This window comes from Pedobacter sp. 05L430, assembly GCF_056397585.1.
The window spans coordinates 1-14,541 of record NZ_JBFTNT010000031.1 but is presented as its reverse complement, the minus strand read 5'-3'; the positions used below and the strand labels follow the sequence as shown (position 1 = coordinate 14,541).

Sequence of the window (14,541 nt, the reverse complement as noted above, 5' to 3'; positions counted from 1 at the left end):
AGTTTTGTTGACGCTAAATTACCACTTATTTGATGCTTTAATTCAACAAAATCTTAAATTCGTTGCTATGGTCAATTTGCGTAATACAATAGCAATTTTAGCGCTCTTTCTTATTTCTTGTTCTGGTGCGAAATATTTCTCAGAGCCAATATTGGAGACGGGAGTCTCCAAAAAGCTGGCTATTTATCGCAAATTGACTTTAAGTAATATCAACTACAAAATCGGACTGGATATTCCTAAGAATAGGAGTGAGATTATAAATGCTACAGAAGAAATAGCATTTCAACTTAGATCGACTAAATATCCATTGCAGCTGGATTTTAGAGAGGATGCTAAAAAGATAAAAAGTCTGGAAGTAAACGGTGTTTCTGTAGCGGTGGATCATAGGGAAGAACACTTGATTATAGATTCTAAATACCTAAAGCAAGGAGAGAATATAATAGGTTTGAGTTTTGAGGCTGGTGAGGCTGCACTTAACAGGAACAGTGATTATTTATATACTTTGTTTGTTCCGGATAGAGCGCGGACAGTTTTTCCTTGCTTTGATCAGCCTGATTTAAAAGCAACATATAACCTCACTTTAAAAATTCCGGCGGATTGGAATGCTTTGGCTAATGCTGGGTTAAAAGATTCTGTTGTTACAAACGACTGTAAAACCTACCGATTTAATACATCAGATACCTTAAGTACTTATTTATTTGCTTTTGCGGTAGGAAAGTTTACACTTGCAAATGGTAAAGTCGGAAACATGCTGACCGATTTTCTATACCGAGAAACTGACTCGTTAATTATAAAAAACAGCTTGAATGAAGTGTTTAACATTCATTCGAAGTCATTGAGTTATCTGGAACAGTGGACTGGAATTCCTTATCCTTTTCAAAAATTTGGTTTTGTGGCTATTCCGGATTTTCAGTTTGGAGGTATGGAACATGTAGGTGCAATTCAGTATAAGTCGTCGGCCTTATTTCTCGATGAAGGTGCTACTAAGGATCAACTAAATGGTCGCAATAACTTAATTGCTCATGAAACTGCTCATATGTGGTTCGGAGATTTGGTTACCATGAACTGGTTTACAGATGTTTGGATGAAAGAAGTTTTTGCAAATTTTATGGCTGATAAGAGTGCGGAAAATATTACTGGGAAAGAAGCATTTGATCTTAAGTTTTTGATAGATCATTTCCCTGCAGCTTATGGGGTAGATCGTACTACGGGTTCAAATCCAATAAGACAAGATTTAGATAATTTAAAAGATGCAGGAACACTTTATGGAAATATCATTTACCATAAAGCTCCAATAATGATGAGACAGTTGGAGCGTTTAATGGGAAAGGAGAAATTTCAATTAGGTGTGCAGGAATACCTGAAGAAATTTGCGAATAAAAATGCTTCCTGGCCAGAGCTAATTACAATCCTTGATAAACATTCGGAGCATGATTTAAATAAATGGAATAAGGTCTGGGTAAATGAGGCGGGAAGACCTTTGGTTGACTATACGGTTAAAGCTGTAGGTAATAAAATTAGTAAGTTCATAATTAAGCAGAAGCCAGAGTATGGGGCAAATAGGATTTGGCCACAATTAATAGAAGTAACTCTTTATTATCCTGGTTATAGTAAAGAATTAACAGTGAGCCTCAATAATAAAGAAGTTAGATTAAAAGCTGCTGAAGGAATGGATGTGCCATCTTTTGTTCTGTTTAACTCATCAGGACAGGGGTATGGTCTTTGGCCATTGGATAAAAAAATGTTTAATGAGATATATTTGGTTGATAAGCCTTTGAGCAGGGCTGCTGCCTATATTTCATTGTATGAGAATATGTTAAGTGGGAGGTATATTAAACCATCGGACCTGTTAAATCTGTTTGTAAAAGGGCTGGATCAGGAAAAAGAAGAGCTAAACCTCAAACTGATGACCAATTATATCAGTAGTATTTATTGGGGACTCATTTCAGCCTCCGAACGTACTGGCGTATCCACATCATTGGAGAGCAATTTGTGGAACAGTATGCAGAAGCAAAGTTTGCCTAATAACAAGAAGGTGCTTTTTAAAACCTACCAAGACATATATCTATCGGCTAACGCCGGTGAAAAGTTGCACCGAATTTGGGAAAGTCAGAAAATTCCTGCAGGATTAAAGCTGACAGAAGATGATTATACCTCATTGGCCTTTTCACTTGTATTGAGAGATGGTGATAGTTCGATTCTGGGTAAGCAGCTTAAGCGAATAAGTAATGGGGACAGACGAAAAAGATTTGAATTTATTATGCCAGCTGTATCTTCTGCAGAAACAAAACGGGATGCCTTTTTTAAGAGTCTTGAACTAAAATCGAATAGAGAAAAGGAATCAAATGTGGGGGCTGCCTTATATTATCTTCATCACCCACTAAGACAAACTAGTTCGTTTAAATATTTAGCGAAGAGTCTGGATATGTTGGCTGAAATACAAAAAACAGGAGATATCTTTTTTCCTCAAAACTGGCTTCAATCTACATTTGGGTATTATCAGAGCGCGGAGGCCCTAAAAATTGTTCAAGACTTTTTGGAAAAGAACCCCCGCTATAATCCAAAGTTGAAGGCCAAAATTCTTCAGTGTTCTGATAATTTATTTAGAGCACAAAAATTATTAAAAGAATAAGGTCATTATTTAAGTTCGGTATAGGTGATCTTAAAAGTTTGCTTACTTTGAAGTATTGTAAACTGTTTAGGGTAATCAACACTATCGTATTGATAACTGAAATCGGTATTTTCCAGCGGTTTATGTGTATTTGAATAGCTTAGCCTGTTGTTTGTATCGGCACAAAAAAAGCTGTAGCCCATTTCCAGAAATAGCAATTGAGCATGCTGTACATTCTTGAAGATTCCATTTTTTTCGTCATGGGTATATTTAATGGGAGATGCATCATTAGGAGAACCTTTTACGATAATACCTGATACATTTCCAGCTGAGCTATATGACCATGTACTTTCTTTATATGGATAAGAGGGGCCGTCGCCTGATGCTTGAATAGAAATCAGTTGTTCTTTAGTATTTCTCGTCAACATCAGGGAACCGGTAGGTGTATCTACTTTACCATCTATATCGAAAAATGTAACCTTTAAATCTGTATTGGCTGTTTTTCTAAAATAAATAGATTTAAAAGGTATTTTGCTTTTGTATTTAAGACATTCAAAGGGTAATTGATCTCGGTAAGTTATTTTAACACTGTAGCCATCGGAACTATTAACTTCTGAAATAAGAGCTGAGTTTTCGACGTATTTAAGGTTAATAATCAGATTTTCCGATTCCAGTTTTATGGGGATAAATTGTTTTTTAACAGGATCTGTAATAATCGGTTTATCTGTTTCTACAGGTTTTTCTTCTTTTCTAGGTTTAGCCTTTTTACAAGAGGCAATTAAATATAATTCCAACAATTGTAAGGACATATCTAAACTTTAATGTATTCATCATTATCTTTTGAAATGTTAGCGATCAACAGGTATCAAACATATTTATAAATATCTCTTTTAACAAATTTATTTTCTTTTTAGTTTGTTTTTTAGTTCTTTTAAAGAAATATAATTCTTTTTAAAGAATTGTAAGCGTATTGAAATATTGATAAAAGTATTGCTTGAAATACGGTCTGAAATTGGGTTCCTGTGCTTAAAACACGTACTTTTGCTTGACTATTTCTTTTAGCGACTAACGTTTATTAAACCCTAACTATGGACGATTTTTTAGCTGCCCGACTCCAGATGGCCTTCTCTCTTGGCTTTCACATTGTTTTTGCATGTATTGGTATGGTGATGCCCTTTTTTATGTCAGTAGCTCATTTTTACTGGCTAAAAACAAAAAAGGTTGTCTATAAGGACGTTACAAAAGCCTGGAGCAAGGGTGTTGCAATATTTTTTGCAACGGGAGCAGTTTCGGGAACGGTATTATCTTTTGAACTAGGACTCCTGTGGCCAACATTTATGGAGCACGCAGGTCCTATATTTGGAATGCCGTTTTCTTTAGAGGGGACGGCATTTTTTATTGAAGCGATAGCCCTTGGGTTTTATTTATATGGATGGGACAAGTTAAATCCGTGGTTTCACTGGGTGACTGGTGTTGTTGTAGGAATAAGTGGGTTATTGTCAGGAATTCTTGTGGTTGCTGCAAATGCCTGGATGAACAGCCCCGCCGGTTTTGACTTTGTGGATGGTAAGTATTTAAACATAGATCCTATAAAGGCAATGTTTAATGATGCCTGGTTTTCTCAGGCGCTCCATATGTCGGTTGCTGCATTTGTATCTACCGGATTTGCCGTAGCAGGTGTACACGCCCTGATGATTCTTAGAGGGAAAAATGTGCTCTTTCACAGTAAAGCTTTTAAAATAGCAGCAGTATTTGGAACAGTTGCAGCTTGCTTGCAACCTATCAGTGGTGATATTTCTGCTAAGGATGTTGCTCATCGCCAGCCAGCAAAACTCGCAGCTATGGAGGCTCATTTTCATACAGAAAGAAATGCGCCATTAATTATTGGAGGAATACCAGATACAGCGAATAAAAAAGTTGATTACGCAATTAAAATTCCTGGTCTGCTTAGTTTYATGACTACAGGGAATTTTAGTGGGGAAGTTAAAGGTCTCGACGTGATCCCAAAAGAAGACCAACCTCCGGTAGCGGTAACACATTATGCCTTTCAGATTATGGTTGGACTTGGAATGGCAATGGTGTTCATTGCTTTATTGTACTTTATAGCCCTTTGGAAAAAGAGACAATGGCTTAATAGTAACTGGCTATTAAAGCTTTTTATAATTGCAACTCCTATGGGATTTATAGCTTTGGAGGCAGGGTGGACGGTAACAGAGGTTGGACGACAACCCTGGATTATCAACGGTGTTATGCGGACTGTGGATGCTGCAACGCCAATGCCTGGAATTGCTTATTCCTTCTATCTCTTTACTGGTGTATACATTTCGTTGGCAATTATAGTGAGTTTATTGCTGTACCGTCAGATTACGATGGTTGGTAAATTATATGATTCTACTTCCAAACTACCTAAAAATTAATATTATGATCTATGTTGTTATTGTTTTCCTGTGGACATCAATTCTATTATATATCTTATTAGGTGGTGCAGATTTTGGAGCGGGAATTATAGAATTGTTTACCTCCAAAGGTAATCGATCCAAAACGCGTAAAACTATGTATGAAGCTATTGGCCCTATATGGGAGGCAAATCATATGTGGTTAATTATTGCTATTGTTATCCTTTTTGTTGGGTTCCCTAAAATTTATACTACAGTTTCAATCTATCTGCATATTCCATTAGTATGTATGTTACTTGGCATTATTGCCCGTGGAACTGCCTTCGTATTTAGAAACTATGATGCCGTTAAGGATGATATGCAAAAAGTATATACCCCAATTTTTATTTATTCAAGCTTAATCACCCCATTTTTCCTTGGAATAATTGCTGCCAGTTCCGTATCAGGTCAAATAGATGTTCAGGCACAAGATTTTCTTTCCGCCTATGTTTTTAGCTGGCTAAACTGGTTCTCTGTTTCGGTTGGGGTATTTACAGTTAGTATATGTGGTTTTTTGGCCACTATTTTTATCATAGGGCAGGCGGCTGACGATGACAGAAGCTTCTTTATCGGAAAAGCAAGGCGAACAATCTATACGGTTATGTTTTGTGGAGCACTAGTTTTTGTTGCTGCTTATCATGAAAACATCCCATTAGCAAGTTGGATTTTTGGAGACACTTTGGGTTTGACCGCCATTATTGCTGCAAGTATTTCATTGATTATTATGTTTTTCTTACTTCAGCGGAAGAAGCCTATATTGCTTCGTTTGCTTGCAGGATTTCAGGTTGCTATGATCTTATTTGCTGCCACATACAGCCATTTTCCAGACATCGTACTCCTTAAAAATGGGGCGAATTTATCGTTACTTACCCATCAGGGACAAGCAAAGGCGATAGATACATTAGGCTACGCCTTATTGATTGGCAGTATATTTATTCTGCCCGCCCTGGGTTATCTGATCTACATATTTCAACAAAAAAAGGAAGTACAGGAAGCCCATTAATTTGTATTGAGGTGGAATGCTATTGTAAAATTGATTGTAACAAGAATATTAACCGCTAAACTTGCTCATTAGGATTAAACCTAAGCGAGTTTAGTGAGTCATAATTCCAAAGCTATAGTTAATGACAAACTTTCACCAAATATGAAATCAATATTCTTAAAAATCACAGTAAATACTTTATTGCTCGCTGGTTTTTGCATGACAGTGCAAGCACAAAAACTTAAAGATGTGCAGGAAGGCAGTATAACTGCTCCGACTAACATAAAAGTTGATGGAAGAAATACAGAATGGAACGATACCTTTCAGGCCGAAAATAAACGGACCAGTATTTTATATACAATAAGTAACGATGATAAGAACTTATACCTTGTAATTAAATCAACTGATATAGCAAATAATTCAAAGATTCTTGCCGGTGGAATTACGCTTGCTATAAATACTGAAGGAAAAAAGAAAGAAAAGGAAAGCATTACACTTACATATCCATTGATTAACAGACCCGCACAAGGTGGTGGACAGGGAGGTGGACGGCGCCAAATGGGTGCCATAATGGGTGGAGGCGGAGGGGTAACGCAAACTCCTGAACAAAGAGATTCTATGATGGCTGTAATGCAAAAAAGGCAATTAAGTCAGGTCAAGGAAATTAAGATCAGCGGGTTTAAAAAAACAACCGATACCCTTATTTCCGTTTATAACGATTTAGGTATAAAGGCATTTGCTAGTATAGGGAATGACAAAGCATTCTTCTACGAATTGGCAATCCCATTTGAAGAGTTGGGCATTTCGAAAGATGCACCAAAGGAATTTGCATATAATATAAAATTGAATGGTTTACAATTTCAGAGACCAGATGGCGGTGACGGCGACGGAGGAGGAAGAGGCGGTTTTGGTGGTAATAGAGGCGGCGGTGGCGGTGGCAACTTCGGCCCTAGACGTTCTGGAATTGATTTTCAAGCATTAACCAGCCCAACAGATTTTTGGGGAAAATATATCCTTAAATAAGCTGTATACATAGATACTACTCACACACAAATAAACCACACAAACAAAAAATGAATTATTTATATAATGCATTGAGACCTGCTATTGTATTATTTCTACTGGTATTCAGTTCTGTAGTACTTTATGCACAGGGGCAACAAAATCCTCCTCCACCCTTGCCTACGCGTGAGATAAGTGGAATTGTAAAGGATTCTACAGACCTCGGAGTAATTGGCGCAACTGTTAGTTTAACTTCCGACAAGGATACCCTAAAAACCAGTACTAATAATGATGGTGTATTTGTTTTTAGAAATGTAAAGTCAGCAACTTACATTATTGTAGTTCAGAGTATTGGGTATGTTAATACCCCAGCAATGCGTTTTAAACAAAACGACACAAGCCCAAGGATTGTGATGGATCCAATAGTTCTTAAGGAAGAGCATAATACTTTGAATGAAGTAGTTATTAATGGAACTCCTTCAATTACCTATAAAACAGATACAGTTGAATACAAGGCCAGCGATTACATTGTCCGAAAGAATGCTACTGTAGACGAACTGCTCAAAAAGATGGAAGGTATGGAGGTAGGTACTGATGGAAGTTTAGTCCATCAGGGAGAAGCAGTTACTAAGGCCAAATTGAATGGAAAGGAATATCTTGGAGGTGACATCGCAAATGCAATTAAAAATCTTCCTGCTGAAATCGTTGATAAAATTCAGATTGTTGATGACTATGGTGATCAGGCGGCCCGTACAGGCGTAAAGGATGGTGATCCTGAAAAAATACTGAATATTACTACAAGAACAGATAAGTCTGTTGGAAATATGGTGAATCTGAACACCGCTGGAGGCAGTAAGGAAAGAAAGGAAGCCGGATTATTTGCTACGCGGATTAACGGAAATCAACAGATTGGTATAAACGGTAATTATAAAGATGCAATTAATCTTAATGCATTAAGTGGCACGACAAAGAATGCAAATGCCAGATTTAGTTTGCGTGATAAAATCGGGAAAAAAATAGACTATAATTTGGGCTATCAATTTCAAAATTCCAATGGAGACAATTTGAATGAGACCGAATCCCTAAGTATTTTAAATAATGGGCAATTGCACTCCAACAGTTCAAATACAGGCTTGCAAAAATCAAATAATCATAATTTTAAGCTTGAATTTGAAGTAAACCTGGRCTCAAGTAATTACCTTAAAGTTGTCCCGACTTTCCAGTCTAATTCTACCGATAATAATGGCTCCTCCACCTTAAGCCAAAGAGGGAGTAGTCTTTCAATGGGGCTGGATCAGGACCGCCGCATAACAAATTCAAATTCCAGCACAGCGCCTCAATTTGGTATTTCCGCTTTTTATCAGCATCTGTTTAAAAAATACAGAAGGAATTTTTCAACCCAGATAGATTTGAATAAAAATAATCAGGATAATGAGCAGGAAAGATACAATTTCACAACTTTTTATACTGAAGCGGCGCAAGACGGGAAAGATTCTATAATTAATCAGATCATAGCACGTAAGAATCGACGTGATAATTATCGCGGGAGTATGACTTATGTGGAGCCTCTTGGAGTCAATACTCAATTCGAGGTGAATGCCCAGATAAATTACAATGGTTATGACAATACCGCGACGACAAGGGATATTTTAGATGGCGGCGTTTCAGATATTATAGATTCATTAAGCAACATTTATAATTATTCCTTTACACAGGGCCGGGTGGCGTTGAATTTTAGATATGGAATGACTAATGCTTCTAAAGTTCGTTTTTCTGTTGGTTTAACAGGTGTGCCAGCTTTATTATCCGGAACTAAAGTAAGTCTGGGTACGACAACAAACCGGACCAGTTTTAACCTGATCCCTATTGCAAGATTTGAATATCATTGGAGCAGACAGCAAAGAATATCCTTGAACTATTCAGGGAATGCAGTAGAACCAACATTTGATCAGATACAACCGGTAAGGGATGTTACAAATCCAAATAATCCGGTTATTGGTAATCCAGACCTGATAGCCACTTTTGTGCATACTTTAAGAGGTGATTATAATAATTATATTGCAAACTCCAAGCTCAATCTTTCACTAAACGTAAATGGGGCATATACGGAAAACGCTGTAATCAGAAATGTGGCAACTGTTGACAATCCAGATCCAAACCTCCCTGGCAGTAAAATTAATGAAACACGCTTTTTGAATGTTAGTGGAGTGTATAGACTAACCGGTAATTACAACATCAGTAAGCAACTCAACAACAGAAAGTATAATTTGCAACTTAATGGTACGGTGAGTTATAATCATAGCCTGAGTATGCGGGACGGTATCTTGAATACTACTGATATTACTTCTTTCGATCAGCGCTTTGGCCCAAAAATTAATCCTACGGAGTGGTTCGAAATCAATCCGAACATCGGATACAAAAATGAAAAATCTAATTCAACGCTTCGTTMCGGTAATAATGAAATTAACACGCTTTCTCTTAATTTAGATGGAAGAGTATATTTATGGGATGTATGGATGTTGGGTTACAATGGCAGTAAGCAGTTCATAAATGGTATAGTCGGAAATACAAATAATAGCCCTTTAGTGATAAATGCGAGTTTGGAACGTCAACTGTTTAACCGGAGAGGCCAGATCACTTTTCAGGCATTTGACATTTTAAATCAGAATAATTTTCTAAGAACACAGCAACCAGATGATGGCGGTTATATAAATACAAGAGTAAATCCCATCAGTAGATACTTTATGCTTAAACTGAGTATGAGACTGCAAAAATGGTCTGGTTCTCAAGGACGTGGTGGTAGAGGCATTATGCGTCGCGGAGACGGAAGCTTTATGTAGGACTTGATTTTTTAGGTGAGACACCTATGTTGATCAAAAATCCGTATTTTGGGTAGCTAACCAAATGCGGATTTTTTTGTCTGTTGTAATTTATGAGGAAAACTCTACTAATCATCCTAATTCTATATTGTTTTACCCATTTTGAAGGTCTGGGCCAAATTGGCACACCTCAAATACTTAACTATAATAATGACCAGTATAAAGCCGGAATGCAGAATTGGGATATTGCTCAAGACAAGAACGGTATTTTATATTTTGGCAATAATGAAGGTTTACTGAGGTTTGATGGCAGGTTCTGGAATCTTATTAAATTGCCAAATTTTACTTCTGTAAGATCTGTTGAAATAGATTCGAAAGATAGGATCTTTATTGGGGGACAGGATGAAGCCGGATATTTTTATCCAGAGAAAAATGGAATATTGAAATATCATTCAATTATCCCTCTCATCCCCGAAAAATACCGAAGTTTTGCCGATATATGGAATGTTGCTATTATAGATGATGCAGTAGTTTTCAGAACAACCAGCGTTATTCTTTATTATAAAGATGGGGTTGTAAAAACCTATAAACCAGATATAGAATGGCAATTTGCAGGTAAGAGTAATCATCAGTTTTTTGCTCATTCTAAAGGGCATGGATTAATGATTTATGACGGTGAGATCTGGAAACCATATTGTTCAGATCCAGTGTTGCTAAAATCTGCGGTGACTTCCATAATAGAATACAATAAAGACACCATGCTGGTCGCCACGTTAAAAAATGGACTTTTTTTAATGCACAACGGAAAACTTACACCTAAACCAACAGCCCTGGATCAGATATTTTATAACGACAGGATTTATGGTGCTGATAGGATAGACAGTAATAAGTACGTAATTGGAACTACCTCTGCAGGGGTTCTAATTATTAACAAACAGGGGAAGGTTTTACAAAAATATACCTATAAGGATGGTTTACAGAATAACAATGTAAGAGGCTTTATTACTGATAGGAGCAAAAACCTTTGGTTAGCACTGAATGATGGGATTGATTATGTTGCCATTAACAGCGCAGTAAAAAGCATATTTCCTGATAAGAATAAACAGATAACAAGCTATGCTATACGTAATTTCAATGGGAAATTATATATCGGAACATCTAATGGCTTATATGTAACAGAAATTGAAGATGGTATTGCTGATTTAAGTTTGTCGACCAAAGCATTTACGGAAGTTAAAAACTCTAAAGGGCAGGTCTGGAATCTTAGCGAAATCAACAACAAACTTTTAATGGGGCATGAGGATGGCTTTTTTGAAATTGAAAATGATGTTGCCCATCAAATATATAATCGGCCGGGAACATGGTTGTTTGAACCAACTTCAGAGGTTTATCCTTCACAGGATATTATAGCTGGCACCTATCTGGGTCTTCAGAAAATAAGTTATAGAAATGGAAGTTTTACCAATCAGGGCAAAATTGAAGGGCGTACAGAATCCTTAAGGTTTATCGCATTTGATGTCAACAATAATTTATGGGCATCGCATCCATATCACGGGGTATATAAAATTGAATTGTCTGAAGATTTTAAAAGAATAAAAAAATATACCATCTATACAGATAAGCAAGGGCTGCCTTCACATTTGTATAATTACATTTTTAAAATAAAGAATCGGGTTGTGGTCGCAACTAAAAATGGTGTATATGAATATGATGCGGCAAAAGATAATTTTAAGCCTTTTGTCTTACTTAGCGAAGCATTAAAGCAAATGCGAATCCAATATCTTAAAGAAGATTCTAAAGGAAACTTATGGTTTGTCTCAGATAAAAAAGTTGGAATATTAGATTTTGGACATCCAACAACTACAAAATCATTTACAATACATTATTTTCCTCAGCTAGATGGTAAAATAGTTGGTGGAGTGTACAGTTCTCTTCATTTTGAATATTCATCTACACTATTTGAGCATCAGGCAAATATTGAATTCGGTTATCAACTTGTTGGCTTTGATAAAGAATGGTCGTCCTGGACGCAAAAAAGTGAAAAAGATTATACTAACCTCCCTGCCGGGAAGTATACATTTAATGTTAGAGCCAGAAATAGTTTTGGCAACGAGTCTGAAGTTGTGGGGTATACTTTTGAAATTTTGCCTGCCTGGTATCAAACGATATGGATGTATATGTTCTATGTATTGCTCCTGGGCGTAATTATCTATATGTTCTTTAAGTGGCAAAAGAAGAAACATATCAAAGCCCAGACCAGATTAAGCTATCTTCATCAGCTTGAAATGGATCGTAGCGAAAAAGAAATCGTCCGTTTAGAATACGAAAAACTGGAAGCCGATGTAAATTATAAAAATAGAGAGCTATCTAATATGACTATGCATCTGGTCCAGAGAGGCAAGGTGCTGGCTAAAATAAAAGAGGTGATTTCTGCTGTAATTAAAAATCACGATATCAACGACAGTTCCCCCAGCTTCCGACACTTGATCCGACTCATAAGAGATGTTGAAAAGAGTGATCAGGACTGGGAAAACTTCTCAATCCATTTTAATACTGTTAATACTAATTTCTTTAATAAGCTAAAAGATCAGTTTCCGGAGCTCACACCTAATGAGCTTAAATTATGTGCTTATCTTAAAATGAACCTTTCTACCAAGGAAATTGCTCAGCTCATGAACATTACAATAAAAGCAGTGGAGGTAGGAAGGTATCGGTTAAGGAAGAAACTGCATATTCAGTCTGAAACTAATCTATATGATTTCCTTATCCAGATATCAAGAACTGCTGAGGGCTCCTGATTAAAATAACTGTATTGTAAATCAGGAGTTTAGTTGCTCGCTGTAGTGGCGATGTAGTGGCGCTTGTATGGCGATAATGCCTTTGAATTTCTTTTTGTAGGGGTAGTGTAGTGGTATGGAAATATTATAAAAACCGTTTCCAGGTATAGATTTGAGTTAGCTGAAACCGCCAGGTGGAAGCCAAATTAACCAATTATAAACTAAACTAAATCTTATTGTATGAAAAGAAGTCTTACACTTATTTTCTTCGTTTGCTGTCTTCTTATGTCCCCATTTGCCTCAATGGCACAGGAAGTAACAGCAACGGGTAAGGTAACAGACAAGAGCGATGGAAAACCATTGCCAGGAGTTACCATAACATTACAAGGCACCACAAAAGCAACGCTCACAGACGCCAGCGGAAATTTTAGGATCGCGGTTCCCTCTGCAGGGTCAAAACTAATCATCAGCCAATTGGGGATGGTTTCACAAACAATAACCGTAACTAATAGCTCCTCTGTTAACATTGCATTAGAGACAGACGTTACTGCATTAGGAGAGGTAGTAGTAGTAGGTTATGGAACTCAGAAAAAGAGTAACGTTACTGGGTCAATTTCAAGTGTAAAAGCTAAGGACCTGGAAAGCATGCCGATAAATAGGGTCGAACAGGCTTTACAGGGCAGAACTTCCGGAGTAACCATAGCAACAAATAACGGGCAACCGGGAAGTGCAGCCACGGTAAGGATTAGGGGGTATACTACCTTTGCAAAAGATGGTAACAACAATCCTCTATGGGTGGTTGACGGAGTGATTGTAGATAATGGAGGTATTGGATACCTAAATCAATCTGATATCGAATCTATAGAAGTTTTAAAAGATGCAGCATCGCAAGCTATTTATGGAGCCCGTGCTGCAAATGGTGTTATCATAGTAACTACTAAGCGAGGTAAATCCGGACTTCTTCAAATTAACTATAATGGATTTTACGGTACTTCTGCAGCTGCAAAAACTTTGGATCTGTTAAATGCATCGGAGTATGCTACACTTAGAAATGAAGCGGCAAAAAATACAGACCCTAATGCAACTTTACCATTTGCGAATCCCGCAGCATTAGGCAAGGGAACCGATTGGCAGGATATCATATTTAACAATGATGCGAGGAGACAAACCCATGAATTTAGTATCGCAGGCGGCGGAGAGAAATCTACATTTTATTCATCTTTCGGATACATAAAGCAGGAAGGTATAGTTGCAAGTCCGATTTCAAAATGGAACAGAGCGAATATTCGTTTAAATTCTACTCATAAGCTTGCAAAATGGTTAACTGTTGGAGAGAATTTAGGATATAGCCATTCTGTAAATAGCAGCTTAGGTAATACAAATAATGAATTTGGAGGGCCTTTGAGTTCTGCTATTGGTTTAGATCCAACCACTCCGGCGATTGAAACCAACCCGGATCTTATTTCAAAACCACCATATACAACACCAAATGTTTTAAGAGATAAAAGTGGAAACCCATTTGGATTATCACCTTGGGTTGGCCAGGAATTARTTAATCCCCTTGCTTATATTCAAACAAAACTTGGGAATTATGGCTGGGATCATAACATAATTGGAAATGCGTTTGCAGAACTACAGCCTATTAAAGATTTAGTTTTTAGATCAACGTTAGGAACCAAGATTGCATTTTATGGCGATGATGCATTTAATCCGGTTGCCTATTTARACTCATCCAATATCAGAACTAAAAACTCATTTGTACGTAATTGGAACAATGTTTTGAATTACAATTTTGAAAACACGTTGAGTTATTCAAAAACGTTTGGAAAGCATAATGCGAATATTATAGTTGGTCAGGGAATTTATCTTGATGAAAATGTCAAAACTTTAAATGTGACATTCAACAATATTATTG

Annotated in this window: 8 protein-coding genes; 7 read left to right on the top strand and 1 reads right to left on the bottom strand. The window is 36.9% G+C overall.

Translation table 11 applies throughout. The annotated features are described in order from the left end of the window. Nucleotides 1-67 precede the first annotated feature (67 nt). Nucleotides 68-2,632, top strand: coding sequence for a M1 family metallopeptidase (locus AC1DG9_RS07890; RefSeq protein ID WP_288881000.1), 2,565 nt, complete (start codon nucleotides 68-70; stop codon nucleotides 2,630-2,632). A gap of 5 nt (nucleotides 2,633-2,637) precedes the next feature. Here AC1DG9_RS07890 and AC1DG9_RS07885 read toward each other — a convergent pair whose 3' ends face one another. Next, on the bottom strand, nucleotides 2,638-3,420 hold the full coding sequence (locus AC1DG9_RS07885; RefSeq protein ID WP_288880998.1) for a hypothetical protein: 783 nt from the start codon (nucleotides 3,418-3,420) through the stop codon (nucleotides 2,638-2,640). Nucleotides 3,421-3,699: 279 nt separating this feature from the next. On the opposite strand from AC1DG9_RS07885, the gene AC1DG9_RS07880 reads away from it, so the two are divergent. The 6 genes from AC1DG9_RS07880 to AC1DG9_RS07855 all read left to right on the top strand — a co-directional run. Continuing rightward, nucleotides 3,700-5,028 (top strand): cytochrome ubiquinol oxidase subunit I, encoded by a 1,329-nt coding sequence (locus AC1DG9_RS07880; RefSeq protein WP_288880995.1) that lies wholly within the window; start codon nucleotides 3,700-3,702, stop codon nucleotides 5,026-5,028. Nucleotides 5,029-5,032: 4 nt separating this feature from the next. After that, nucleotides 5,033-6,049 (top strand): cytochrome d ubiquinol oxidase subunit II, encoded by a 1,017-nt coding sequence (locus AC1DG9_RS07875; protein ID WP_172659572.1) that lies wholly within the window; start codon nucleotides 5,033-5,035, stop codon nucleotides 6,047-6,049. A 141-nt stretch (nucleotides 6,050-6,190) separates the two neighbouring features. After that, entirely contained in the window at nucleotides 6,191-7,051 is an 861-nt protein-coding gene (locus AC1DG9_RS07870; protein WP_337716460.1) for a hypothetical protein, read from the top strand. A gap of 50 nt (nucleotides 7,052-7,101) precedes the next feature. Continuing rightward, entirely contained in the window at nucleotides 7,102-9,870 is a 2,769-nt protein-coding gene (locus AC1DG9_RS07865; RefSeq protein WP_477634480.1) for an outer membrane beta-barrel protein, read from the top strand. Between the two features lie 92 nt (nucleotides 9,871-9,962). Next, nucleotides 9,963-12,647 (top strand): ligand-binding sensor domain-containing protein, encoded by a 2,685-nt coding sequence (locus tag AC1DG9_RS07860; RefSeq protein WP_477634479.1) that lies wholly within the window; start codon nucleotides 9,963-9,965, stop codon nucleotides 12,645-12,647. A 219-nt stretch (nucleotides 12,648-12,866) separates the two neighbouring features. Then, on the top strand, nucleotides 12,867-14,541 hold a 1,675-nt coding region (locus tag AC1DG9_RS07855), incomplete at its 3' end, for a SusC/RagA family TonB-linked outer membrane protein (RefSeq protein ID WP_477634478.1).

What these genes read in the sequence shown, in the direction of transcription:
- AC1DG9_RS07885 (WP_288880998.1), bottom strand. Translation starts at nt 3,420, where the DNA reads ATGTCCTTACAATTGTTGGAATTATATTTAATTGCCTCTTGTAAAAAG.
- AC1DG9_RS07870 (WP_337716460.1), top strand. Translation starts at nt 6,191, where the DNA reads ATGAAATCAATATTCTTAAAAATCACAGTAAATACTTTATTGCTCGCT.
- AC1DG9_RS07890 (WP_288881000.1), top strand. Translation starts at nt 68, where the DNA reads ATGGTCAATTTGCGTAATACAATAGCAATTTTAGCGCTCTTTCTTATT.
- AC1DG9_RS07860 (WP_477634479.1), top strand. Translation starts at nt 9,963, where the DNA reads ATGAGGAAAACTCTACTAATCATCCTAATTCTATATTGTTTTACCCAT.
- AC1DG9_RS07875 (WP_172659572.1), top strand. Translation starts at nt 5,033, where the DNA reads ATGATCTATGTTGTTATTGTTTTCCTGTGGACATCAATTCTATTATAT.